The sequence below is a fragment of the Ghiorsea bivora genome (assembly GCF_000744415.1).
In the GTDB taxonomy this organism is placed as follows: Bacteria; Pseudomonadota; Zetaproteobacteria; order Mariprofundales; family Mariprofundaceae; genus Ghiorsea; species Ghiorsea bivora.
Genome location: NZ_JQLW01000006.1, coordinates 28,538 through 54,154 on the forward strand (window position 1 = coordinate 28,538; position 25,617 = coordinate 54,154).

20 protein-coding genes are annotated in these 25,617 nt (G+C 42.4%); 9 read left to right on the plus strand and 11 right to left on the minus strand.

All coding sequences use genetic code 11. The annotated features are described in order from the left end of the window. Positions 1–22: 22 nt before the first annotated feature. Positions 23–1,303: an urea ABC transporter substrate-binding protein gene (locus DM09_RS02795; RefSeq protein ID WP_038247561.1), complete on the plus strand. Its 1,281-nt coding sequence runs from the start codon at positions 23–25 to the stop codon at positions 1,301–1,303. Continuing rightward, on the plus strand, positions 1,300–4,050 hold the full coding sequence (locus DM09_RS10985; RefSeq protein ID WP_051938006.1) for a hybrid sensor histidine kinase/response regulator: 2,751 nt from the start codon (positions 1,300–1,302) through the stop codon (positions 4,048–4,050). The genes DM09_RS02795 and DM09_RS10985 overlap by 4 nt, the downstream gene beginning before the upstream one ends. Before the next feature lie 98 nt (positions 4,051–4,148). Here the strand turns inward: DM09_RS10985 and katG are convergent, their stop codons facing one another. Then, positions 4,149–6,374: a catalase/peroxidase HPI gene (gene katG / locus DM09_RS02805; protein ID WP_081881066.1), complete on the minus strand. Its 2,226-nt coding sequence runs from the start codon at positions 6,372–6,374 to the stop codon at positions 4,149–4,151. Positions 6,375–6,529: 155 nt separating this feature from the next. Here katG and DM09_RS02810 point away from each other — a divergent pair, with 155 nt between their 5' ends. From DM09_RS02810 to recQ, 4 genes are all read left to right on the plus strand, one after another. Further along, positions 6,530–7,399, plus strand: coding sequence for a LysR substrate-binding domain-containing protein (locus DM09_RS02810; RefSeq protein ID WP_038247565.1), 870 nt, complete (start codon positions 6,530–6,532; stop codon positions 7,397–7,399). Positions 7,400–7,505: 106 nt separating this feature from the next. After that, complete coding sequence (locus tag DM09_RS02815; RefSeq protein ID WP_038247566.1) at positions 7,506–8,438, plus strand: 5'-nucleotidase; 933 nt, start codon at positions 7,506–7,508, stop codon at positions 8,436–8,438. 66 nt (positions 8,439–8,504) lie between these two features. After that, positions 8,505–9,503, plus strand: a complete 999-nt coding sequence (locus DM09_RS02820; protein WP_051938008.1) for a diguanylate cyclase domain-containing protein — start codon at positions 8,505–8,507, stop codon at positions 9,501–9,503. Positions 9,504–9,557: 54 nt separating this feature from the next. Continuing rightward, positions 9,558–11,729, plus strand: coding sequence for a DNA helicase RecQ (gene recQ, locus DM09_RS02825; RefSeq protein ID WP_038247568.1), 2,172 nt, complete (start codon positions 9,558–9,560; stop codon positions 11,727–11,729). Between the two features lie 189 nt (positions 11,730–11,918). Here recQ and DM09_RS02830 read toward each other — a convergent pair whose 3' ends face one another. The 3 genes from DM09_RS02830 to DM09_RS02840 are packed head-to-tail and all read right to left on the minus strand — an operon-like array spanning position 11,919 to position 16,134. Next, positions 11,919–13,868: a PAS domain-containing hybrid sensor histidine kinase/response regulator gene (locus DM09_RS02830; protein WP_051938011.1), complete on the minus strand. Its 1,950-nt coding sequence runs from the start codon at positions 13,866–13,868 to the stop codon at positions 11,919–11,921. A 1-nt stretch (position 13,869) separates the two neighbouring features. Then, positions 13,870–14,484, minus strand: coding sequence for a hypothetical protein (locus tag DM09_RS02835; RefSeq protein WP_038247570.1), 615 nt, complete (start codon positions 14,482–14,484; stop codon positions 13,870–13,872). A gap of 45 nt (positions 14,485–14,529) precedes the next feature. Continuing rightward, the gene (locus DM09_RS02840; RefSeq protein ID WP_038247572.1) at positions 14,530–16,134 is read right to left on the minus strand and encodes an NAD+ synthase; all 1,605 of its coding nucleotides are present in this window, start codon (positions 16,132–16,134) and stop codon (positions 14,530–14,532) included. A 56-nt stretch (positions 16,135–16,190) separates the two neighbouring features. Between DM09_RS02840 and DM09_RS02845 the strand changes: the two genes are divergently transcribed. Next, the gene (locus DM09_RS02845; RefSeq protein ID WP_051938013.1) at positions 16,191–16,973 is read left to right on the plus strand and encodes an aminotransferase class IV; all 783 of its coding nucleotides are present in this window, start codon (positions 16,191–16,193) and stop codon (positions 16,971–16,973) included. Next, complete coding sequence (gene mltG, locus DM09_RS02850; protein WP_038247574.1) at positions 16,970–17,962, plus strand: endolytic transglycosylase MltG; 993 nt, start codon at positions 16,970–16,972, stop codon at positions 17,960–17,962. The genes DM09_RS02845 and mltG overlap by 4 nt, the downstream gene beginning before the upstream one ends. Positions 17,963–18,033: 71 nt before the next feature. On the opposite strand, the gene DM09_RS02855 is transcribed toward mltG, so the two are convergent. Next, positions 18,034–19,005, minus strand: coding sequence for a cation diffusion facilitator family transporter (locus tag DM09_RS02855; protein WP_038247576.1), 972 nt, complete (start codon positions 19,003–19,005; stop codon positions 18,034–18,036). Positions 19,006–19,032: 27 nt separating this feature from the next. On the opposite strand from DM09_RS02855, the gene gloB reads away from it, so the two are divergent. Beyond that, the gene (gloB, locus tag DM09_RS02860) at positions 19,033–19,821 is read left to right on the plus strand and encodes a hydroxyacylglutathione hydrolase (RefSeq protein WP_038247579.1); all 789 of its coding nucleotides are present in this window, start codon (positions 19,033–19,035) and stop codon (positions 19,819–19,821) included. A gap of 24 nt (positions 19,822–19,845) precedes the next feature. Here gloB and DM09_RS02865 read toward each other — a convergent pair whose 3' ends face one another. The 6 genes from DM09_RS02865 to fabZ all read right to left on the minus strand — a co-directional run bounded on the left by DM09_RS02865 (position 19,846) and on the right by fabZ (position 25,617). Further along, positions 19,846–21,303, minus strand: a complete 1,458-nt coding sequence (locus DM09_RS02865) for a hypothetical protein (RefSeq protein ID WP_038247581.1) — start codon at positions 21,301–21,303, stop codon at positions 19,846–19,848. A 64-nt stretch (positions 21,304–21,367) separates the two neighbouring features. Beyond that, positions 21,368–22,192, minus strand: a complete 825-nt coding sequence (locus DM09_RS02870; RefSeq protein ID WP_038247582.1) for a symmetrical bis(5'-nucleosyl)-tetraphosphatase — start codon at positions 22,190–22,192, stop codon at positions 21,368–21,370. Then, on the minus strand, positions 22,192–23,358 hold the full coding sequence (gene lpxB, locus DM09_RS02875) for a lipid-A-disaccharide synthase (RefSeq protein WP_038247583.1): 1,167 nt from the start codon (positions 23,356–23,358) through the stop codon (positions 22,192–22,194). The genes DM09_RS02870 and lpxB overlap by 1 nt, the downstream gene beginning before the upstream one ends. Positions 23,359–23,547: 189 nt before the next feature. Next, a complete protein-coding gene (locus DM09_RS02880) occupies positions 23,548–24,366 on the minus strand; it encodes an LpxI family protein (RefSeq protein ID WP_038247584.1) in 819 nt (272 codons plus the stop codon). After that, positions 24,359–25,177, minus strand: coding sequence for an acyl-ACP--UDP-N-acetylglucosamine O-acyltransferase (gene lpxA, locus DM09_RS02885; RefSeq protein WP_038247585.1), 819 nt, complete (start codon positions 25,175–25,177; stop codon positions 24,359–24,361). Before lpxA ends, DM09_RS02880 begins: the two co-directional genes overlap by 8 nt. After that, positions 25,174–25,617 (minus strand): 3-hydroxyacyl-ACP dehydratase FabZ, encoded by a 444-nt coding sequence (fabZ, locus tag DM09_RS02890; protein ID WP_038247586.1) that lies wholly within the window; start codon positions 25,615–25,617, stop codon positions 25,174–25,176. The genes lpxA and fabZ overlap by 4 nt, the downstream gene beginning before the upstream one ends.

A 25,617-nucleotide genomic window follows, 5' to 3' on the forward strand; every position in this document is an offset into this window, starting at 1 on the left:
GCACAAACCAACTGAGGGTAACATGAGAAAATTTCTTTTACTGCTTCCAATTCTGTTCTCATGTGCGCTCATTGTTTTTGCATTTTACCCTGAAAAAGAATCACCGCCGATTAAAGTAGGCATTCTCCATTCTTTAACGGGCACTATGGCCATCAGTGAGAAACCAGTGATGCAAGCGACTCTGCTAGCAATCGAGGAAATCAATGCACAAGGTGGTTTGCTTGGGCGACAAATAGAGCCTGTTATTATTGATGGAAAATCAGACTGGGATACTTTTGCCAAACAAGCTGAATATTTGATTACGCAAGAAAAAGTACGCGTTATTTTTGGTTGTTGGACATCGGCAAGCCGAAAAAGAGTGCGCCCCATTGTAGAGAAATACCATCACCTACTCTTTTACCCTGTACAATATGAAGGTTTAGAAACATCGCCCAATATTATTTATATGGGGGCAGCTCCCAACCAACAAATTATTCCTGCCGTATCGTGGTCTATCCGAAACTTTGGGTCACGAATATATTTGATTGGTTCTGATTATGTGTTCCCGCGCGTTGCGAGCTGGTTAATCCATAAACAAACACCACTATTAGATGGTGCGATTATCGGCGAACATTATATGCCATTGGGTGCCACAGACATGACACAAGTGATTGCCGACCTCAAACAATTAAAACCTGATGTGGTGATCAATAGTATCAATGGTGACTCCAATATCGCCTTCTTTTCAGCTTTGCAAAAAGCGAGTATTACCGCAAGTGATATACCTGTCATGTCACTCAGTATTGGTGAAGCTGAGCTATCCAAGATACATAAAAGCACCAATATTCAAGGGCATTACGCCGCTTGGAATTATTTTCAAAGCATCAACACCCCTGAAAATCATAAATTTGTCCAAGCTTACCAGTCCCATTATGGGAAAAACCTTCCCGTAAGCGACCCTATGGAAGCTGCTTGGAATGGGGTTCACCTATGGTCACAGGCAGTGCTTTCAGCACAAACCGATGATACGGCAACCGTACGTCAAACCGTACGCCACCAAAGTTTCACTGGACCTGAAGGCATTGTTTCTATTGATAATCGCACCCAGCATACATGGAAAACTGCACGCATAGGTCAAATCCAAGAAAATGGTCAGTTTAAGATACTTTGGTCTTCAACTCAACCTATCCGCCCTATGCCTTACCCAGCATTGGTTTCCGTACAGGAAGCAGACCAGTATCTCAAACAACTCTACCTCGGATGGCATAAACACTGGGCAAGCCAAACCACACATGCGAAGCCTGCAAAACAGGGGCAACCATGAGTAAGCTTTTAGGCAAAATTCCCCTTATCACCACAAAGCCCAGCATTTTTAGTGTGCTTATGCTACTTATACTCAGTATCATCATCATACTTTCGCTTACCTCAGGTTGGCATACACTTAGCAGCCTAAAAAAAATAGCAGTCGAAGAAAAAATAGCCGCGTTACAAAGCCTTGCTGACAATAAAATAAATACACTCAATACCTATATTGATCAGCATTTGATACAGATTGAAGTATTAAGTAACATGCAGACAACACAAATCGCCACAAAAGCAATCATCCATGCATTTCATCACCAAACCCAAAACCCTAAAGTTTACAAGTTCGTCAACACGCACTATGGAAAATCCTTTGAGCATTTTTTATCAAGCTGGGGTTATTACGACCTGTTTATCATCGATTTGCAAGGCAATATTGTTTATACGATAAAGCACGAAAAAGACTTTGCGACCAACCTTATCCATGGACCATACAAAAACACAGGTTTAGGGTTTGTTTTCAAACAGGCTAAAGACTTTTTGCAAACCAGCAACTCAACATTCGCTTACTACCCACCATCAGATGCACCAGGTGCTTTTGTTGCCACGCCGATTATCAATGATGGTGTCATGCTTGGTGTCATTGCATTGCAATTTGACACCCTTGCTTTCTATGATGAACTCGATGACCTTGTCGGCATCGGTCAAACAGGGGAAATCGTAACAGGGCAACGCAGCAACCAACAAATTTTGATTACTGCACCACTTCGTCATGATGCCAATGCTGCTTTTAAACGCACTGTCCCCTTACATTCAGAGCAGCCTCTACCCATTGAACAAGCTTCTTCTGGACACAATGGCTCAGGTATATTTTACGACTGGCGTGGTCAAGAAGTTATCGCCGTATGGGAATATATTCCTGCTTTGCAATGGGGGATGGTGGTTAAAGTTGACACCCAAGAAGCCTTTGCATTTTTACATCAAGTACAACGCAATTATATCATGTGGGTTGGGGTTAGTTTATTATTCGCTTCCTTACTTATTTATATTTTTACCCGCCGATTAACCATGCCCCTGCATCAACTGACAAAAATCACAACAGAAATTGCCCATAACCCAGACCTTCATTTGACACAAGATACTTTCCATGCTCCTCGCACCATCACAGCAGAAGTCAATGCGCTCAGCCAAGCTTTTATAAGCATGATTCACAAAGTACAAGCGTCACAACGCAAGTTAAAAGATCATGTGGTCTCCTTAGCCAACCAAAATACAGCACTTGATTATCAAGTCTCAGAACAAACAGCCCGTATGCAAGCTGTGATTGAGAATGCAGCCGATGGCATTATCACCATCAGTGAAACAGGTGTTATTCTAAGCCTCAATCCAGCAGCATGCACGATTTTTGCATACGAAGAAGAGACCTTGTTGGGTCAACCCATCCAACAGCTAATCACAGCAGAAACACTAGATTTCCAAGTATTACAACAAAACAGCGAATCAGAAGGCAAACGAAAATCAGGAGAAATATTTCCCTTAGAAATAAGTTGTGCGGACATGTATGTGTTCACCCAGAAGTTATTTCTTGTCACCGTGCGTGACATTACCCAAGCTAAATATGAACGCGAACAACTCGAACATACCCAACGTTTGGAATCGCTAGGCGTGCTCGCAGGTGGTATTGCCCATGATTTCAACAATATACTGACCGCAATTTTGGGCAATGCAGCCATTGCCAAAGCACGAACAGATGCCTTATCCCCTATCTCACCCATGTTGGATAATATCGAGAAATCCAGTGAACGTGCCGCTGAATTGTGCAAACAAATGTTGGCTTATTCAGGTAAAGGCAAGTTTATTATTAAACATATCAGCCTCACCGAAATGGTCGAAGAAATGCTTGCCTTATTAGAGGTTTCGATACAAAAAAATATTGTGATGCGCTTAGACCTCACCCAGCAACTGCCCTATATCGAAGCTGATGTATCCCAAATTCAACAAATCATAATGAATCTTGTCATCAATGCATCAGAAGCCATTGGTAAAAATAGCGGTACCATCACCGTACACACTAGTGTCGTTCATGTTAGCGATGATTATATCAAAACCACCTACATCCATGACGATATTCAAGCCGGGCGTTATGTAACCCTTGAAGTATCCGATACTGGCTGTGGGATGAGCAAAGAAACCCAAAAACGGCTTTTTGACCCATTTTTCACCACCAAATTTACAGGGCGTGGTTTGGGCATGAGTGCGATTCTTGGTATTATCCGCGGTCATAAAGGTGCAATCAAAGTGTATTCTGAAGAAGGAAAAGGCTCAAGCTTTAAACTCCTTTTCCCATGTGCAACATCCGATAAACCCACAAATGCAGCAGACATTAAACCCATTATTCAACATCAACATGGCATCGTGCTTGTTATCGATGATGAAGAAAGTGTACGCGAAATTGCCAGTATTATGCTTGAAGAAGCAGGATATACAGTGCTTACTGCATCAGGAGGTGTAGAAGGCATCGCCATCTTCAAAGCGCAACAAAAAGACATTATTGCCATCTTACTCGACATGACCATGCCAGACATGGACGGCAGCACTGTTTTTCGTGAATTAAAAATCATACAACCTGATGTCACGGTCATTCTATCATCAGGTTATAATGAACAGGATGCAACCAACCGTTTTGCTGGTAAAGGTTTGGCTGGCTTCTTACAAAAACCTTATACACCTGATGCATTGTATAAAAAATTATCTGATGTCTTAAAATAAATACGCTACACATAACCCACTATATCAGATAAATGCCCGCTTTAAAAAAGCAGGCATTTATCCTTCATTTGAATCAATGTTAAACGATTACTGATTCATTAAAAGCGATCAAGATTCATCACTTTTGTCCATGCTTGGATGAAGTCATGTACAAATTTTTCTTTGGAATCATCAAATGCATACACTTCAGCAACAGCTCTTAGCTCTGAGTTTGAACCGAAAATCAAGTCAACGGATGTGGCACTCCACTTGTGTTGACCTGTTTTTCTATCAAACCCTTCATACATACCCTCAGCTTTATCGGATTTTTTCCAAGCTGTTGCCATATCAAGCAAGTTGACGAAGAAATCATTGCTTAATGTGGCGGGTTTAGCCGTGAATACACCATGTTTTGATCCATCGACATTGGTATCAAGCACACGCATACCCCCGACCAACACCGTCATTTCAGGCACAGTGAGATTCAACAAGCTTGCTTTATCCACCAACATTTCCACAGGACCACGATAGCTAGACGCATCATAATAATTGCGGAAACCATCGGCAGTCAGCTCTAACACGGCAAATGATTTCACATCCGTTTGCGCTTGTGTTGCATCAGCACGGCCTGGTGCAAATGGTACTTTCACAGTAAACCCTGCATCTTTAGCCGCTTTTTCAATCGCTGCTGCACCGCCAAGCACAATCAAATCTGCCAAGGATACTTTAGTCCGACTAAAGAAAGCATGGTTAAAGTCTTGCTGAATACCTTTCAACACGTTAAGCACTTTCGCCAATTCTTGAGGGTTATTCACCGCCCAATCCTTCTGTGGTGCTAAGCTAAGGCGAGCACCATTGGCACCACCACGCATATCACTGCTACGGAAACTGGCTGCCGATGCCCAAGCAGTACGCACAAGCTCTGGCACAGTTAACCCCGAGTGAAGGATGTCTTGTTTAAGCGATTTAATATCTCCTGCATCAATCAACTTATAATCAACACTGGGAATCGGATCTTGCCAAACCATGACTTCACTTGGCACATCAGCCCCAACATAACGTGTACGCGGTCCCATATCTCTGTGGGTTAGTTTAAACCAAGCACTCGCAAAGGCATGTTCAAACGCTTCGGGATGCTCTTGAAAACGTTTGGCAATCACTTTGTAACTGGGGTCAAACTTCAATGCCAAGTCTGTGGTAAACATGATAGGCGTATGAAACTTACCATCCACATGCGCATCAGGCACAATTTTTGCAGATTCATCGGTTGGAACCCATTGAATTGCACCCGCTGGACTTCTGGTTTTTTTCCACTCAAAGTGGAACAAGTTTTCCAAATACAAAGTTGTCCATTCGGTAGGTGATGATGTCCACGCACCTTCTAAACCACTGGTTACTGTGTCCTCAGCATTACCTTTGCCACACTTGTTCTTCCAGCCAAAACCCTGATCTTCGATGGGTGCCGCTGCTGGCTCTGCACCCACACATTTGGAGGGTTTATGTGCACCATGCGCTTTACCAAAGGTGTGACCACCTGCAATCAACGCAACCACTTCTTCATCATTCATCGCCATGCGACCAAAAGATTCACGAATCGATTGCGCCGCAGCCAATGGGTCTGGAATACCATTCGGGCCTTCAGGATTTACATAAATCAAACCCATTTGCACAGCCGCAAGTGGTTTTTCTAACTCACCATCTTTATTGCGACGTTTATGGTCCATGAATTTTGTTTCTGAACCCCAATAAATTAAATCAGGCTCCCAATCATCCTCTCGACCACCAGCAAAACCTAAGGTTTTAAAACCCATGTTTTCCATGGCTACATTGCCTGCAAGAATCATCAAATCAGCCCAAGAAATATGTTCGCCATATTTCTGTTTTACAGGCCACAATAAACGTCTGGCTTTATCAAGATTGCCATTATCAGGCCAACTGTTTAATGGCTCAAAGCGTTGTTGCCCACCTGCCGCACCACCACGGCCATCATGCACACGGTATGTGCCTGCACTATGCCAAGCCATACGAATAAAGAATGGCCCATAATTGCCATAATCGGCAGGCCACCAATCTTGCGATGTGGTTAACAAGGCATCAATATCCTTCTTCACCGCTTGCAAGTCTAACTGCGCAAACGCCTTGGCATAGTTAAAACTTTCACCCAAAGGATTGGATGAAGCATCGTGAGCACGAAGTGGGCTGAGGTTAAGTTGTTCAGGCCACCAAAATTGATTGGTTTTTGCTTCCCCTTTATGCACGTTGGGGTCGGCAAAAGTCGTCGTTGATAGCGGTACGGCTAACAAGCTTGCCACCGCTATACTCATTAATAGATTTCTTGTTTTCATGGGTTTTACCCTCCTTGATTTCAAACTTCATGTGAAAACCGCGTGTATTTTCACATTTGAAATGGTATCAATAGCTAAAACCTATGTACAAGCGATGTTTTGTATGATAACAATAGCTTTTAACTATGATGAAAGAGGCAATATAAGGAGTAATCATGAACTTACGTGAAATGTCATACTTGGTTGCCGTCGCTGAATTGCGCAATTTCACCAAAGCTGCAGAACATTGTCATGTTAGCCAGCCCACACTGAGCGCACAAATCAAAAAGATGGAAAAATACTTGGATGTAAAAATCTTTGAGCGCGATAACAAACAAGTGATGATTACCGAAGAAGGTAAAGACATCATCCAATCAGCTGAAAAAATCCTACAAGAAGTGGCGCGAATCGAAGAAATTGCAGAACACGCGCACAATCCATTTTCAGGCAAATTTAGGCTTGGCGCATTCCCAACCCTTGCCACTTATATATTCCCCGGCATGGTGCCAAAAATCAAAGCGCTCATGCCTGACCTTCACCTGATTCTTATTGAAGAAAAAACGGCTGAGTTGCTCGACCGTCTGCACAAAGGTGAAATTGATGCAGCCCTACTCGCTCTGCCCGTGCTTGGTGAGTCGCTGGAAATCAATGCCTTGTTTGATGATAATTTCTTCCTAGCCACTAGCCCCACCCACCCTTTGGCAAACACTGCTAGGATTAACATCGATACACTTGCCCAATACAGATTATTGCTGCTTGAAGAAGGTCATTGTTTACGCGACCACGCTTTGGAAGTTTGTCACCAACATAATATTGGTGAAGAGCAAGACTTTCGCGCTACAAGCCTTGAAACACTTAGGCAAATGGTCAAAGCTGGCACAGGCATCACCATGATACCTGAAATCGCCATTAATCATGTGGAAACGGACATCCATTATATCCCTTTTATCAAACCCCAACCCTACCGAACCATTGCCATGGTTTACCGAAAAACATCAACAAAAAAAGAAATCATCAAACATATTGAAGATATATTGAGAGCTTAGCTATCTTATCAGCTACATGCCTTGTGATTTCAGCATATAAACTGGCATAAGTGTTTAAAAACGATAGGTTTCAATTTAAAGATACATCAAAAACCTTGGAGGAAACATGGCTTATCCCATTGATAAAAAATTAGTGATTGCGGTGTCATCCAGTGCATTGTTTGATTTAAGTGAATCGGATAAAGTCTTTAGAGAACAAGGTGCAAAAGCTTACAAGGCTTATCAAGAGGAGCATTTGGATGATGTGTTGGGCAAAGGTGTTGCTTTCCCTTTTGTTCGCCGTTTTCTAAGTATCAATGACCGTTTTGCTGAGCAGCAACCTGTAGAAGTGGTGTTATTATCGCGCAATTCAGCAGTGACTGGCAAACGCGTGTTCCGATCTATCCAACATTATGACTTAAACATCTCCCGCGCCGCGTTTATGGAAGGCAAATCACCCTATGCCTATATCCCCGCGTTTAATGCCTCTCTATTCCTTTCTGCCAATGAAGGTGATGTGCTCAAAGCCATTGATTCAGGTTATCCAGCAGGCATGGTATTACCCTCTAAAGTCAATGATGATAATAATGACCATGAACTACGCATTGCCTTTGATTTTGATGGTGTAATTGCCGATGATGAAGCCGAATCTGTGTTTCAAGATGGTAAGCTTGATGAGTTTGTTCAACATGAAATTAACAACAAGCTCAAACCACACAATCCAGGTCCACTTGCGGACTTGTTCAAAAAACTATCGGATCTACAAGCCTTAGAAGCTGATGAAGAAACCAAAGATTCATCATATCAACGTATCATTCGCACCAGCATTATCACCGCCCGTAGCGCCCCTACCCATGAGCGTGTGATTACCACCTTAGAAAATTGGGGAGTAAGTGCCAATGAAACTTTTTTCTTGGGTGGCATGAAAAAAGAACATATCCTCAACACCTTAAAACCACACATGTTTTTTGATGACCAAAAGAATCATTTACAATCAAAACTTGGTAATATTCCTATGGTACATATCCCTTTCGGCATCACCAATAACGGTAGAATATAATTCTCTTATGCTTTGGCATCATCATTGCATAGCTATCATGGTATAACAGTACAATAAGGAGCACTTATGGTCAGTAGTAAACAAGATTGGGGACAGTACCCCGTCACTGTCTTTTATCTTGATGACCAACGAAGTGTGACCAAGTCTGTTAAAAAGATGTTAAAACACACCCCACATATTCATTACCATGAATGCAATGACCCTAAGCTTGCCATTGAACAAATATTAAATATTGGTCCTACTGTTATTCTTTTGGATTTACACATGCCCATTATGGATGGTTTTGCCATACTTCAACAACTGCAAACCCATGAAGCCACCCAAGATATTCCCGTGCTTATTCTTACTATGGATGCCAGTATTGAGTCTCATAAAAAGGCTTTTGAACTTGGTGCCAATGATTATTTGCTGAAAATGCCTGATAAAATGGAATTAATTTTACGTTTGCGCTACCACACACGTTCATATATTGACCATTTAGAACGCCAAGCCATGTACCAAACACTGCTGGAGAACAAAAAGAAATTGAAACAAGTGATTGAAAAATTGGAGCGTTCATCACTTGAAGATAGTTTAACTGAAATACCCAACCGCCGCTCTTTTGACCAATATTTTGAAGTGGAGTGGCAACGCGCTATGCGTGAAACCACATCACTATCCTTAATTTTCATCGATATTGACCACTTTAAACTATACAATGATTTTTATGGTCACCTAGCTGGTGACGACTGCCTTAAAGAAGTCGCCCAAGCCCTCAAAAACACCTTGCAACGCCCCACAGACTTACTTGCTCGTTATGGTGGGGAAGAGTTTGTTGCTTTATTGCCCAATACCCATGGGCAAGGTGCCATGCTAATTGCAGACCGTTTGCGTAAAAAAGTTCTCTCACTTCAACTTGAACACCAGCAATCTCCAACCAGCGACATTATTACCATCAGTCTTGGCGTTGTCACAACATCACCCATGATCAAACACCATGCCCGTGATTTTGTCCATGTCGCAGATGAAGCATTATATGAAGCAAAGAAAGCTGGGCGAAACTGTGTCATATGTAAAAGTATTTAGTATATGAATAAATTTTAACTTGCATGCATTCTCCCTTCGTGTTGAAATGACTAAATGGCAACGAAAAAAGTTAAACAACAAGCAAAAAATGTATTAAAAGAAGTATTCGGATATGATGAATTCCGCCCCCCACAAGAAGAAGTAATATGCTCAGTGCTCGATGGCAAGGATGCCTTCGTATTGATGCCAACAGGTGGAGGTAAATCTTTATGCTACCAAATTCCATCCATCATGCGCGAAGGTACAGGCATTGTCATCTCCCCACTGATTTCATTGATGAAAGATCAGGTGGATGCTCTCAATCGATGTGGTGTGTCAGCAGCATATTACAACTCCTCTTTAAAGGCTGCCGAAGCCAAAGAAGTGATGGAAAAATTTGAAAACGGTCAACTCGACTTATTATACGTCGCACCTGAGCGGCTATTAACCAAGGCATTCCTTTCTCGCTTGGAGAAAGTAAAGGTTGCGCTCTTTGCTGTCGATGAGGCACACTGTGTATCCCAATGGGGACATGATTTCCGTCCCGAATATGTGCGTTTGGGTGAGTTACGTGAAAACTTCCCAAATGTGCCTATGATTGCACTCACCGCAACAGCAGATATTCATACCCGCGATGATATTGTAAAACGTTTGGGCATGCGTCGCTCTAAACGGTATGTATCCAGCTTTGATCGCCCAAATATCCGTTATTTAATCGCCGAAAAGCGTCAACCCTTAACCCAAGTCCTTCAATTCTTGGATGATTGGAAAGATTGCTCTGGTATTATTTACTGTTTATCGCGCAAACGCGTGGAAGAAATGGCGGTAAACTTGCAACGCCATGGTATCCGTGCTTCAGCATACCATGCAGGTATGCCTGGTCGCGTGCGTGAAAAAGTACAAGATGATTTCTTGCGTGATCGCGTTAAAGTGATTGTGGCAACCATTGCCTTTGGTATGGGCGTCGATAAACCCAATGTTAGGTTTGTGATTCATCATGATTTACCCAAATCCATGGAATCCTACTACCAAGAAACAGGTCGTGCTGGGCGTGATGGTTTGGAATCTGAAGCCATGCTTTTATACGGCTCTGGTGATGTAAACTTGGTTCGTCGTTTGATTGAAAACGTTGAAAACCCCGATCAGCGACGTGTAGAAGTACACAAACTCAACAGCATGATTTCATTAGCAGAATCACTCACCTGTCGCCGTAAAGTTTTACTGGGTTATTTTAATGAATACTTAGAACATGACTGTGGCAACTGCGATGTTTGTTTGGACCCACCTGAAACATACGACGCTAGAGAACTTGCATATATGGTCGCCAAAGCTATTGAAGAACTTAATGGTGATTATGCCGTAGGTTATATTGTTGATGTGCTTCGTGGCTCTAAGAGCAAACGTATTGTAGACAAAAAACATGATGAACTGCCTTGTCATGGAGCCGGTAAAGATATCAATGCAGATGAATGGACATCGATTGTACGCCAACTTGTGCATCGCGGTTATTACAACCAAGATATTTCACGCCGTGCCGCATTGGTGCCCACTGAAATGGCTGCTTCATTGCTGGAGAAAAAACAAGCTGTGATACTTGCCAAATACCAACCAGGCATTAAACGCAAGCTTAAACGTTTCACTGTTGCCAAAGACAACAACTTATTCAAAAAACTTGTTGAACTAAGAGCCGAACTTGCTGAAAAAGAAAATGTAGCACCGCATACTTTGTTTAGTGATGTGACACTGACTGAACTAAGTCAGTTGGGAAATATCAATGACAATGACAATCCATTTACGCTAGTCAGTGGTATGGGTAAACATAAAATCGACACATATGGTGATGCTTTCTTAGAAGTGATTCGCTCGCATGTAGGTAAAAAATCATCTAAAAAGTCGATGGCAGATAGCAAACCTGTATTGCTTGCCAAAGGACCATCAGCAACTGATGGTCAAGTCTATACTTGGAACCTATACAAGTCTGGAAAATCACTGGATGAAATTGCAGCTGAGCAAGGAGTAAGTCAAAAAACAATTTTGAACCACTTTATTGCTTTGGTGCGCGCTGCCCATTATGTCGAAGTAAAAGATATTATTGGCGAAGAACGCTTCAAGCAGGCCATGGATGAACTTAAAGATGCTGACCCTTATGCTTCACTCTCTGAAATCAAAGGTGATTTAGATGTTGAACTCACCAATGAAGAGTTTCGTCTTATTCTTGCATGGCGTGAAGGTATTGGCGTTTCATAAAACAAACCTGTGCTCTTCTTACGAGGAGCACACCCTTAAGGAAGCGCTGATTTATTCAGTACTTCCGTGCAGCCCATGGACGGGCTGCCAAATCAATAGCCTAATCGTTTGATTTGTAAGAGAAAAGAAAACCACGCTTTTCCTTTCTCGCCCTGATTTTTGGCAGGATACCAATAAATCAGCATCTCCTTAATATAAAAAAGCCTCGATATTTTCTTGTAAAGTATCGGGGTGAAAGGGTTTGGACATCAGCATACTGTGCGCAAAATCCTTGGTGGCTTTAATCGATATCGACTGATCATAAGCAGTGGCAAAAATAATAGGAACATCAGGATAAAGTTGGCGAATTTGGCTTGCTGCAGCCGTGCCTACCAAACGTGGCATCACCATATCCATAACTATCAAATCCACCTGATCACCATGTTCACGCATCATATCAACAGCACATTGCCCATCTTCTGCCTGCAATATTTGATACCCCAATACATCAAGAAGTTCGGCACATGTATCCCGCACCAAACCATCATCATCCACCAGCAATATCGTCTGGTTCATTGTTTCACGAGGTAGTATCGAATGAATCTCTTCACTCTTTTTATCTTCCAATAAGGGTAACCAAATATGCACCACTGTACCGTCAGGTTTGGATTCAATATCAATCATGCCATGATTATTTTTGATATTACCAATGGCAACAGCCAAACCCAAACCGCTACCCAATGTTTTTGTCGTAAAAAATGGGTCAAAAACCTTATGAATATCTTCGTCTTTGATGCCTGAACCATTGTCAGCAATGGTAATATGGGCAAACCTACCCTCTGCAAGTGCTGCATGTTTTTTAACCCAAAGTGAATCGTTATCCGCATCCCAGCTTTGCAAACCCAGAATAATTGTAGGTTCTCTCGTATCTACTGCTGCATCCACGGCATTTTGTATAATATTTAACAGCGCTTCTTGCAAACTTTCTACATCACCCTGACACGAAAAATCAGCGCGCTGAAAATCAATGCTAAGCTTGATATTATCAGGCACGGTATGCTCTGCTAAGCGAATAAATTCTTTGATAAAAGACCCTAAAGGAAACCTTCTTTTTTTCACCTCACCTTTGCGCGCAAAGGTCATCAACTGCTGAACAATACCAGCAATATCATTGGCAACACCTTGTATTTTACCTAACCTTACAGAGGTTTTAGGCATATCCTTTACTTCCCGATTCGCCAAATACAAATGCCCTAACATACCCGATAATAAGTTATTAAAATCATGCGCAATGCCACCAATTAAAGTTGCCAAGGCTTCTTGTTTCTCACTTTGCCTATATTGCATTTCAAACTTAAGCTGCTCACTAATGTCTTCTTGCACCACCACAGCATGGGTCACTTTGCCTTGTGGGTTAACAATCGGGGCAATGCTCACCGATGCCATGAAACAAGAATCATCCTTACGCTTGATTTCAAGCCTGCCTTGCCATGTTTCAGCACCTGATACAACCTGCTTTACAGTAAGGTTAAGGTTGTCTTCTAAAGGCATAATATATGTGTCCCAATACGATTCGCCAAGCACATGCTCAGAACTTAAACAACCCGTTTGTGCAAGGAATGCTTTATTCACATATTCAATGTCACCATGAATACGCATAATTACAAAAGCTTCAGCGGCTTTATCCACAGCGCGCACAAGTATATTATTTTGTTGTTCCAGCTGTTTTCGTTGTTCAATTTCATGCTCATAAGAAGCCAAAACTTTTTTGTGCTTCTCTTCACGTAACACCGACCGCGTCATATCTACAACTGTAAATAAAGCCAGTGTTTCATTATCATTGCGTAATGAAGTGACTGTAACCCGCTGTGCTTGCAAGCTCCCATCAGGTTTCTGGAAATCAAAAAGATGATGGTGCAACAACATAGAAAAAAATGCAGGCGACCCGTTGTGTAAAACTTGGTCTATACGTGTTTTATAAGCAAGACCAGCCAGGCGAGGGTACAAATCGGTTAACTTTTGACCAACAAACACACTTTCCGCCTGTTGTGACCATTGTACCAACCTTTTATTCCAAAAGACAATTTTATAATCTTTATCAACAATACATACGCCATCAGGTAAAGTCTGCAACACATCAAAGCACATGAGACTTTTCATGCTACTCCACTCCACCTGCTTCTAGCGCACTAAAAAAAGAAGTTAAACTTTCTTGTTCGATTTGAAGCATCAATAAACTAGATAAATACAACCCAGAAACACAAAAATGTACATTAGCAGTCATAACCACACTACCTTGCTGCCCAACAGATAAACAATCATCAGCTGACAACTCCTCATAATCGGGAAAATCAAAAGACACTTCACCTTGTTTCGTATCACAAAGCTTACCTATCACGCCATTCATCAGAATATTACCAACTTCGGTTATCGCACCCATACGAAAAATATCCATTTCATAGCTGCGCATTGTGCTTTGCGTGAGTGTATTGATAAGTACAGTTATCGAATCTGAAGGAAACAATATTGCAACCGAACCAGACACCAACCCCGTAAACCGCATAAAGACCCATGATAAATGAACATCATAGTTCTCAGCCACTTGCTGCTGCAAACGCGGCACATCAATCACCTGCACAGCATCCACCGCAACTTGCATAGGTTGGGCGACCATCGCCTCAAATACCGACTCAGCTTGCGTCACCCCATGCACAAACATATCCTGCACCAAAGCGCGCTGCTGTTCTGATATTGATTGCTGTATTCCATCCATCATAGCACTATTACAGCAAAAAGTAAGCCAACAATCAATTTAAGCGTATCAGAGTGCTGTAAAAGCATGGGTAATGGGGTAACGCCTATCCCGACCAAATGCTTTTTCCGTAATTTTAATGCCCGGTGGTGATTGACGACGTTTATATTCAGCCAACTGCACCATGCGTACAATACGCTGCACTTCTTTTTGGTCATAACCAAACTGGGCAATTTCCTTCACGCTCAAACGTTCTTCAATGCTCGCCTTTAAAATCGCATCCAAAATCGCATAATCAGGCAATGAGTCTGAATCTTTTTGCTCAGGACGTAGTTCAGCCGATGGCGGTTTATCAATGGTATGTTGTGGAATCACTTCTTTATCTTTATTCAAATACCTGCACAGCGCAAACACTTCCATTTTATACACATCTTTAAGCACGGCAAAACCACCTGCCATATCCCCGTATAAGGTGGCATAACCCACTGCCATTTCCGATTTGTTTCCCGTTGTCAACAACATACGCCCTGTTTTATTGGAAATTGCCATCAACAACACACCACGAGCGCGCGCTTGAATATTTTCCTCGGTTACATCTCTATCTGTTTTTCCCCAAGCTTCAAAGGTTTCTGCCAAAGTATGTTCAATAGCAGCTACGCTTTCAGCAATCGGTAAGGTAATGCTTTCAATGCCAAGGTTTTCAACCAAATCCAGTGCATCCTTGATGGAATGGTCACTGGAAAATGATGAGGGCAACAATACACCCAACACATTCTCTTTACCCAAGGCATCCACAGCAATCGCGGCCGTAAGTGCCGAATCAATGCCACCCGACAAACCAAGCACCACTTGTGTACTACCATTACGCAACACATAATCTTTGGTGCCCAAAACCAAAGCTTGGTAAATTTGCGCCGTTGGCTCTTCAATCACAGCTAGCATCGCTGGTGTTAAAGGCTCAGTATCTATTTCAGCCGTAGCTTCAACAAACATAGGCAAACGAAGCATCACCTGCCCATCTTGATTCACCACATGTGACCCCCCATCAAATACCACTTCATCTTGTCCACCCACTGGGTTCACATACACCACAGGACATCCGAATTGTTTGGCACGTTTGGCTGTTAACGCCTCACGTTCATATTGTTTATTGATATGAAAGGGTGATGCATTGAGATTAAGCCAAACATCACAACCCAAATCTTGCTGCGAAGCTGCCAAATCATCATCCCATAAGTCTTCACACACACCCACACCAACCTTAACACCTTTAAGGTTAAACACAGCATGCCCTGCACCTTCCGTAAAATAACGCTGCTCATCAAAGACACCATAATTCGGCAGTTTTTGTTTATCATAAATGCCAATCAGTCTGCCGTGTTGCGCCATAAAAACACTGTTATACAACTTATCTTCTTCAGCTCTAGGCGCACCAAAAACCACCACAGCTTCACCGCTGCTCTGCACTATCGCACCAATCGCCTCATCCACCTCAGCCAAAAAAGATGCGCGCAACAATAAGTCTTCGGGTGGGTAACCTGTAATCACAAGCTCTGGAAACACCAGTAAGTCAGTCGGTGTGCCACTGGCATCTTGCATGGCATGATACACCTTTCTCGTATTGCCTAAAATGTCGCCCACACGGGGTATAATCTGCATCAATTTGATTTTCATGGGGCAAGTGTATCGTTGCTGGTGCGTGATGGGTAGATTCTGTGTAAGCTTTGCCTATGAATGATGCGCTAGATATTCAAATCGTCCAACATCTCAACCGTGGTTTAAGTTATGCAGAAAGCTGCTTTGAAACTTTTCGAGTCATTGATGGTGCTATTTTTTTATGGGATAAGCATTGGCAACGTTTGCAGCATGGGTTTGCAAGTTTCGGGCTTTGTTTGGCTGATAAACATCAAGAAAACATCAAACAAAACTGTTTACACGCGGCAAAAAAAGAAGGTTCGGATTGTCTGGTTCGGCTGACACTAACTGGTGGTGAAGCTGCTTGGGGGCTTATGCAACAGGCTACACCCCAAATTTTCATTCAAACGCTTCCCTTTTTAACCCAGCAACAAACCATACACTTACAAAGCGTTGAATATCCCTTTGCCTTGCTTCCCAAACCTGCCAAGTTCACAGCCGATTACGCGCTCATGCTTCGCGCCAAACAACACTGGACCTTACAAGATGGAAAAAGCCCCCTGATATGCAAAAATAATGTGCTTTTAAGCGGATTGGTTGCCAATATCGCTTTGTTTAACCAAGGAAAATGGCTTACACCACAAGGTGATGGTATTTTAGCTGGAAACATTCGAAATTACTTCATACAACAAGGTTTAATGACCCCACAATCATGTTCAGCCCAGCTTTTAGCACAAACTGAAGCTGCTGTACTGCTCAATTCAGGGTCTTTTTTACAGGTTGTGCAAAGCATAGATAACCAACCACTGCAAACACAACACCCTGCCATTGCTGATTTGCAACAAAATTTACAAGCCCAACAAGGTGTACGTTTATGAAAAGAACTTGGCTTATTCTGATTGTTGTTGTCTTGGTTTTGGCAGGCTCAGCTTTGTTTGCACAAACAAAAATCAACCAGTTACAAACGGTTGCAGCACAAGATATACAAATCCCCAACGGCGCATCGAGTAAAAGTATTGCCCGAATTTTAGAAACCAACGGTATTATCTCATCGGCAACCCTTTTTGCTTGGTACACCCGCCTATCCGACCAAGCATCCAAGCTTAAACCTGGTTTGTATCACTTTGAAGGCGCACTCAATATGCCTTATGTGTTGAATATACTTACCCAAGGCAAAGTGCTTCAGTTTAAAGTCACCATCCCTGAAGGTTTGCGCACCGATGAAATGCTTCATCTGCTGGCGAAGAAAACCCAAACACCCCTTCAAAACTGGCAAAACGCTCTCCAATCCATCGTTGGTACAGGTGAATATGAAGGTTTATTTTTACCTGAGACCTATGTCTATAACAAACCCATAAAGCCTGAGTCCATCTTGCAGCAAATGTATGATGCACGCGCCAAAATCGAAGGAAAACTTGCACAGGAACTTGATTGGAATGAGGCACAAATCAAACGCAATCGAATTATTGCTTCCATTGTCGAAAAAGAAACAGCCCTTGCCAAAGAGCGCGTTTGGGTATCAGCTGCCATTCATAACCGTTTAAGAAAAAACATGCGTTTACAAATGGACCCTACGGTCATTTATGGCATGTATCGCACCCAAGGTACATTTGATGGCAATATCAGGCGCAAGGATTTAAGAGCCGACACCCCTTGGAACACCTACACACGCAACGGTTTGCCACCGACGCCAATCTGCAACCCAGGAGCTGAAAGTTTACGCGCAGCGGCATACCCCGCCGATGTCGATTATTTATATTTTGTCGCCGATGGCACAGGCGGTCATGCCTTTGCTTCCACATTGGAAGAACACAATGCCAATGTACGCAAATGGATTCGCATTGAACGAAAGTTACATAAAAACTAAGGAGATACTGATTTATTGGTATCCTGCCAAAAATCAAGGCGCAAAAGGAAAAACGAGGCTTCCCTAAAGACCTAATCTTTTTCGGGAAGCCCTGTAAACTCAATGTAAATATGTTTGGCTTCTTCGGATTCTTTACTCACCGCTTCTTCTAGGGATGCTCGCACATTATCCAACCTATGCATAAAACGAATCGCTTGTTGTACTTCAGCCTCTGTCATATCGGCAAACAGCTCTTCTTCTCTTAGCTCAAGCTCTGCCATCAAAATACTTGCTTCAGGCGAGAGAACGATGCTGCGAATATGACGCACATTTTGTACCCGTTCATCAGCAGTCCAAGCCTTTAAAGCCACTTGGTTAATTTCCTCATCGGACACATTGAGCAAATACTTTTTATTGGTTGCAGCCAAAAATATTGCCAATAAACCCATCAACAACGCAATACCCATCGCTGCTGCCACATCAAAAATAGCTGACCCTGTATAAGCTGCCAACCCCATACCAACAAGGGCAAAGGTTAAACCCAGCACAGCAACAGTATCTTCAATTAAGATTGCCAACGTTGTTGGGTCTCGCGTTTCTTTCACATATTGCATAAAACCCATGTTTTCAGCTTTACGTTGACGGGTAAACTCCACAAATGCCACATAAAACGAGTAACCTTCCACCACAAAAGCAAAACCCAAAATACCAAAAGCAAGCCAGCTCATTTCTGGTGCATGCCCACTTTCCAACTGCCCAACAGCATGCATCATGGTGTAAATACAGCCTAAAAAGAAAATGGTAATGGCTGACACCAGATTCCAAAAATAACGTTCTTGCCCATAACCAAAGTGATATTTGCCATCAGCAACACGTTTCGACCGCTTTAGACCCAAAAACAATAAACCTTGATTCGCCGTATCAGCCAATGAATGAATCGCTTCAGCAAGCAAAGCACTCGAACCTGAAAATGCAAAACCAACAAATTTTGCAATCGTTACCGAACCATTGGCAACAATTGCAGTTATCACTGCTTTCGTTGAACCATCTTCACTATGTGACATTCATCAAACTCCGTTTACACTTGCCCAATGTGGACATACCAACATCAGCACTTCATCGTACATCAGTTGCCCGTACTTCGAGACAACTATATTTATATTATTCAAGACCGCCACAGTCCTGTGGTTTGTGTGGTTGATCCCGCCTTGGCCCAACCTGTGATTGAAGCATGTAAACAACACAACATCACCCCCACCCATATCCTCAACACACACCACCACTGGGACCATACCGATGGCAACAAGCAACTAGTAGAAACCTACCAATGTGCCGTGGTTGGCAACCAAGCTGATGCTTCACGCATTCCATACATCAAACAAGCAATAACCGCCAACAGTCACTTTTCACTAGGGCATTTGAATATTCAAAGTCTCGAAGTTAATGGCCACACACTAGGGCATATTGCCTTTGTGATTGATGACGCGCTATTTTGCGGGGATACTCTGTTTGGTGCTGGATGTGGTAGGTTATTTGAAGGAAGCTTTGCACAAATGTGGGAAAGTTTACAAAAACTTGCCGAACTCGACCAACAAACCAAAGTATATTGCGCCCATGAGTACACCCTTGTGAACCTAGCGTTCGCCCAAAGCGTTGATGCCGATAATAACCATCTTCAACAACGCATAGACGATGACAAATACAAACGCCTTCACAACCAACCAACCATTCCCTCTACCATAGGTTTAGAGGTTCAAACCAATCCCTTTTTACGCCCTTTAGACCCCACATTCTGTTTGGCTTACAGCCAAACCCATCAAACCAAGTCACAGCCCTTACAAGTGTTCACATCCATCCGAGAAGCAAGAAATAATTTTTAAACTGCGGGCAGCTGTTTGAGACAACTAAATTTGTGCTTGCAACTCAGGACCAATATCATTGATAAACTGCAAGTACTCTTCTTTGAGTTTTTCACCTTTGACATCTGCTGCATTCAACAAACCATAATTAAAGCGCATTTTCACCCACAGCGTACGTTTGCTATTTTTATAAGGTAACACTTCATATTTATCAGCAAAGTTTGGGAAATTACTGTCGATATAATGCTCAACCTTACGCGTCACATCTTCAATATCATGTCCTTTGGCTACAGTTTTAATTAATGAAAGTTCCATATATGTTTTATAGTTGGTGATAATATATGCCACACCTTTGTATTTAAACTTCCACTGACCATCGGCATACTGCGTCTCATACTGTGGTAAACCTTCCAAACCATCATTCATCAGTGCCATAAAATCTCTAGCAGACAATGTTTTCACAACTTGTGTCACCATATCTGCTGTATATTTATGAGTAATTTTACGCAAACTTGGGTAAATACCTCGCACATAATTAATAAACTTCTCATGATAATTGCGAATATCTTCACCTGAAGGTTCTTTATCTAAAGGATATTCCAATACAATCATGGTGATACCTTGTTTGTTCGGGTGCGCCAATACCTTGGTTGACTTAGCGCCTTTAGGTAACCTTGCTAAGATCCGCTTTCTTAAATCAGCATACATCTTTTCTTGTTTATATTCGGATAAACTTCCTGTATTTAACCATATACGTTCCTCAAAATACCGCCCATAATTCACCGTTTCAACATCAATATCATCCACTTTCCACTGCCAATGCCCTAGTTTGGAATCTTTGCGTCGCAATTGATTGCGCTTACTAAAACCATGACCAACCACCTCAACAAATACTTGTGTATCAACAATCGCCGCGTAATCTTTATTTAACACATGCTCAAAATAATCAGCCAAAGCTTCTTGGTTAGCATGATCAATCTCATAATACAAATCTGCCGTTTCTTCTCGCAAATCTTTCAACAGATTTTTCACTTCATCCAAACTTTTTCCAGCTACACTTACACTTCCTTTAAAGTTCATCCGTTTGCCATCAAAAGACACTTCACCCTGAAAACCCGATAAATCGGACATCATGGCATCATAGTTCTGTAAATCTTCAATATGACTGGTGGCATCACTATCATGAAGCACCACATCCGCTACGCGAGCATCGACTTTAGGCATCACTTGCACAATATGGATGCGACTTCCCGCATATCTAAGCATAGTAGGAATACCTACCTCATGACTTTCTTCATCTTCTTTGTCTGCTGTTTTGGCTAAAAACTTCATATGCCAACGGTTATTATAACCCTCATCTTCTTGGACATCGACGATATGTTTCTTATCCGCAGTAAGAATAGCCTCATATATTTCTGTGGTCGTAAAAGCATATGCTTGTACCGACCACATACCCAGAATACCCCACAGCACAACATGAAAGAAATTTGTTTTTTTTAACATCATCACACCTTATTCTTCATCATTTTAAACAAGTATAGCTTACCTTACCTATTCTTTAAACCCATTATCTACAGTGTACAGCAAATAAACGCGGCATTTTCTCTTGATCAAGCCTAGCCAAGGTCAACTGACCACCCCATACACATCCTGTATCTAGACCCAAAACATACGGGTGTTCAGCAACCAAACCTTTGGCTGCCCAATGTCCAAACACGAATCGCGTTTTCTTTTTTCCATCTTTTTTCCACTTGGCATGTTCGTGTTCAAACCATGGTTGACTATGTTGATCTGTGGTATCTGCTGTTTTTTGTTGCCAATCAAATGTGCCAACATCACTACAAAAACGTGTTCGCGTGAATACGGCTGTATTAAACAATAGTCTCACATGTTTATCTTTAGGTTCCTGCGTTGGAAAACCTTTACTTTGCAATGCCTTACAAAAAGAACCCCAATCATCGGATTGTAAAACAGCCTCAACCTTTCGTGCGCGTTTCTTGGCTTTTTTGAGGCTCCAAAGCGGGCTAACCCCTGCATGAACCATGGCCCAACCCAAAGTTTTATCATGATGCAATAAGGGTTTATGCCGAAGCCAATCGATCAATGCTGCACCATCTTTAGCATGCACCACTTCATCCAAGGTATCCCCTTCAAATGATTTCCCACCCGCATAATACGCCAACAATTGAATATCATGATTGCCTAATACACATACACAAGCGTCACCCAATTTTTTCAAGAAACGTAAGACTTTCAACGAATCAGGGCCTCGGTTGACCATGTCTCCAGCGCACCACAACATATCTTCCTTGGGGTTAAAGTTGACTTGCTTTAACAACTTTTTTAAAGGTTTATAACAGCCTTGAATATCACCCACCACATATACAGCCATTACTTCAACATCTCCTGCCAGCACAAAGCCGCAAGTTTTTCTGCAGGGTTACCTGTGCCCAGCAATGCACGCAAATCTGCAAAGGCTTGTGTTTGCTGCTGTGTCTCACCGCACAATAATGGATGAATGTTAGCTTCAATATTTTCTATCGTTGCATCATGCTGCAATAACTCTGGCACAATACCTTGCGAACTTGGCGCATCACCCAAAAGCAAGATATTAGCAAGCCCTACACACCGCCCCTTAATCAAGCGTTGTCCAATAAACCAAGAAAATGCCGATGTTTTGTACACCAATACTGTAGGCGTATCCCAAAGTGCCAATTCCAGCGTCGCCGTACCTGAAACAGCAATCGCAGCATCAGCTCTGAGCGCATAATAATTTTCCGTACGCTCTAAAAGCATTACACCCACATCCGTAAGAGGTTTTAATGCTTCGGGTTTGACACTTGGTGCAAGCGTTGCCACCGCTTGAAGTGCTGGTTGTTGTTTTTGTAAACGGACAAACGTATCCGCTAAAAGTTGCACATGCTGTTTTAATTCCGATGGGCGAGAGCCAGGCAGTAAAGCCAACAGTGGTGTATCCTCTATCAAACCCAAGCGCTTTTTAAGCGCAGCCTTGCTCCAACCACCCTGACAAGCATACGCACTGGGGTTACCCACATACACGACATCTTGAATACCACGTTCGCTAAACCACGTTTGCTCAAACGGAAAAATACATGCCAAACGATTTTGTGATTGCTGCAGTTTGGTAATGCGTTTCGCACCCCATGCCCAAAGCTTGGGTGCAATATAATGCGTCACAAACAAACCTTTGGCACGAAGTTTACGCCCAAGCCCCAAATGGAAACTGGTGAAATCAGTAAGAATCACTACATCAGGCTTAAACGCATCGGCAAATGCCAATATATCCTTTTCTACACGCTTGATACGTGGTAATGCCTTGATGACATCGCCAAAACCCATCACATTCAAATCAGCCATATCACGCACAGGTTTACAACCTGCTTTCTGCATCATCGGCCCTGCAATACCAGAAACTTCAAGCGTCACATCATCAGGTGTTTGCGCTTGAAGTTGTTTAACCACCGCAGCAGCATGCAAATCACCAGAAGTTTCCCCTGCTGACATCAAAACGCGATATGTTTTTGAATTACTCACCATGCTTGCAAGTCTATACAGATTTTGCGTTTTTCACCAATCTTGAACCACAGAGGACGCAGAGTTTCACAGAGACAATGCATTATTTGCCACTCTGTTAAAACACCCCACCACACTCGGCATAACCACCTAATTTTATCCATGTTTACCTGCGTTTATCAGCGGCTAAAATTTATCGAATGTATATTGCTATTATTTTGCCTGAAACCCAATCACCGAAATACCCAAACGACTTGCAGTATCTGCCAGTTTATATTTTTCAATCAACAGCGTTTTCCCTGCTTCAATACCTATGGCTGTACAACCTGATGCTGCCATGGTTTCTAATGTGCCAATACCCATAGCTGGCACATCAAACCTAGGGTCTTGATTGGGTTTGGAGACTTTGACGACTGTCACATCGGATTTACCTAAAGCTCCACCACGTTTAATCGCTTCATCCGTGCCTTCAATGGCTTCTACGGCAAGCACGGCTTCATCTTTAACAACAATGGTCTGCCCGATGTCTAAACTTGCAATCGCTTTAGCTTGAGGGAAACCAAATTTAATGTCTTTAAGCATTTGTTCTATGGGTTTGGGGCCAAACAAATGACCTTCACTTGCCAATAAGTCATCTGCAAATTCAATTTGCGAGCGCACCGTGATACCTGCTTTTTCTAGTGCAGCAACAATACCTAACATCAAGGAATCATCTTTTTTGTCTTTGGCTTGAAATAAAATTTTAGCCGCCAATAAATCAGGTTTAAAATTACGAAATAAATGTATCTTTTGCACTTTACCTGCAAAAATAAGGTCAGAAACATCATGGATCTGCATGGTTTTAATCATTTTTTTGATTTGACCAACCGATACCCAAGTCACACTATCGGCAATGCTTTCTATGTCTTTGGATGCTTCTTCTTGAATGGCGGCAACATGCACCATAAAACCTTTGTTTTTCAATGTTTGACACAGCTCTAGGGGAAACGCACCGTAACCCGCGACCAAACCAATCGATTGAGACTCAGACATCCTTATCTTTTTTGGAGTGCATCATCACGCCGCGTTCACTGCTGCGCACAAAATCAATCAACTCGTCCACATAAGCATTACCCAAGCTCAAACCTTCAACTTCAGCCAAGCGGTCTTTAAGCAAACCTGAACCCATAAATATCATTTTATATGCCGTTTTAAGGGCTCGAATATCATCGTTAGAAAAACCTTTGCGCTTCAAACCAACCGTGTTCAAACCTGATAAACTCATGGTGTATCCGCCGCCAGCAATGGTGAACGGAGGCATATCTTTAAGCACAGTACACGTTGCGCCCAACATGACATTTTTACCAATGCGACAGAATTGATGAACCGCAGACATCGCACCCACAATCGCCCCATCGTGTACTTCAACATGCCCTGCCAAAATCGCGCTGCATGCCAATACAATGCCATTGCCAATCTGACAGTCATGCGCCACATGGGTATAGGTTTGGAAAAGGTTGTTATCACCAATTTTGGTGAGCATACCGCCACCTTCTGTGCCTCTGTGTACAGTGACATACTCTCTAAAAGTGTTGTTATCACCAATGATAACTTCTGATGGTTCATCATGAAACTTTAAATCTTGCGGTACACCACCAATACTGGAAAAGGGTGAAAAAGTATTCTGTTTACCAATCGTTGTGCGTCCAGTGATGGACACATGCGAAACAAGCTCACAACCCGCGCCCAATGTTACCCCTTCATCTACCGTACAAAATGGTCCTATGCTTACCCCTTTACCAATACTTGCCTTGTCTGAGACAACAGCAGTTGGGTGAATGCTTGTCGCCTGGGCTTTGTTCACACTTCGTCCTTAGGAAAAACAGATGCCATCAAAGTTGCCGAACAAACCAAGCTACCATCCACAAATGCTTCGCCCTTAAATTTATACATCGCACCACGTTTTCTAAGTACATTGATTTCAAAAATAATTTGGTCGCCTGGACGCACAGGTTTACGAAACTTAACACCATCAATACCTGTAAAATACATCAAATATTCTTTGTCATCATCATTCGCAGACAGCGCCAACACACCACCCACTTGTGCCATGGCTTCCACAATCAAGACACCCGGCATAATGGGGTGACCAGGAAAATGTCCATTAAAATGAGGTTCATTAATACTAACATTTTTTAAGGCTTTAATCGATTCACCTTCTGTTAGCTCCAACACTCTATCCACCAATAAAAAGGGGTAACGGTGTGGTAACCTATCCATTATTTCATCAATATTAAAAGCCAT

Excerpts from the sequence above, each read along its gene's own strand:
- DM09_RS02795 (WP_038247561.1), top strand. The coding sequence starts at position 23 with ATGAGAAAATTTCTTTTACTGCTTCCAATTCTGTTCTCATGTGCGCTC.
- DM09_RS10985 (WP_051938006.1), top strand. The coding sequence starts at position 1,300 with ATGAGTAAGCTTTTAGGCAAAATTCCCCTTATCACCACAAAGCCCAGC.
- katG (WP_081881066.1), bottom strand. The coding sequence starts at position 6,374 with ATGAAAACAAGAAATCTATTAATGAGTATAGCGGTGGCAAGCTTGTTA.
- DM09_RS02810 (WP_038247565.1), top strand. The coding sequence starts at position 6,530 with ATGAACTTACGTGAAATGTCATACTTGGTTGCCGTCGCTGAATTGCGC.
- DM09_RS02815 (WP_038247566.1), top strand. The coding sequence starts at position 7,506 with ATGGCTTATCCCATTGATAAAAAATTAGTGATTGCGGTGTCATCCAGT.
- DM09_RS02820 (WP_051938008.1), top strand. The coding sequence starts at position 8,505 with ATGGTCAGTAGTAAACAAGATTGGGGACAGTACCCCGTCACTGTCTTT.
- recQ (WP_038247568.1), top strand. The coding sequence starts at position 9,558 with ATGGCAACGAAAAAAGTTAAACAACAAGCAAAAAATGTATTAAAAGAA.
- DM09_RS02830 (WP_051938011.1), bottom strand. The coding sequence starts at position 13,868 with ATGAAAAGTCTCATGTGCTTTGATGTGTTGCAGACTTTACCTGATGGC.
- DM09_RS02835 (WP_038247570.1), bottom strand. The coding sequence starts at position 14,484 with ATGATGGATGGAATACAGCAATCAATATCAGAACAGCAGCGCGCTTTG.
- DM09_RS02840 (WP_038247572.1), bottom strand. The coding sequence starts at position 16,134 with ATGAAAATCAAATTGATGCAGATTATACCCCGTGTGGGCGACATTTTA.
- DM09_RS02845 (WP_051938013.1), top strand. The coding sequence starts at position 16,191 with ATGAATGATGCGCTAGATATTCAAATCGTCCAACATCTCAACCGTGGT.
- mltG (WP_038247574.1), top strand. The coding sequence starts at position 16,970 with ATGAAAAGAACTTGGCTTATTCTGATTGTTGTTGTCTTGGTTTTGGCA.
- DM09_RS02855 (WP_038247576.1), bottom strand. The coding sequence starts at position 19,005 with ATGTCACATAGTGAAGATGGTTCAACGAAAGCAGTGATAACTGCAATT.
- gloB (WP_038247579.1), top strand. The coding sequence starts at position 19,033 with ATGTGGACATACCAACATCAGCACTTCATCGTACATCAGTTGCCCGTA.
- DM09_RS02865 (WP_038247581.1), bottom strand. The coding sequence starts at position 21,303 with ATGTTAAAAAAAACAAATTTCTTTCATGTTGTGCTGTGGGGTATTCTG.
- DM09_RS02870 (WP_038247582.1), bottom strand. The coding sequence starts at position 22,192 with ATGGCTGTATATGTGGTGGGTGATATTCAAGGCTGTTATAAACCTTTA.
- lpxB (WP_038247583.1), bottom strand. The coding sequence starts at position 23,358 with ATGGTGAGTAATTCAAAAACATATCGCGTTTTGATGTCAGCAGGGGAA.
- DM09_RS02880 (WP_038247584.1), bottom strand. The coding sequence starts at position 24,366 with ATGTCTGAGTCTCAATCGATTGGTTTGGTCGCGGGTTACGGTGCGTTT.
- fabZ (WP_038247586.1), bottom strand. The coding sequence starts at position 25,617 with ATGGCTTTTAATATTGATGAAATAATGGATAGGTTACCACACCGTTAC.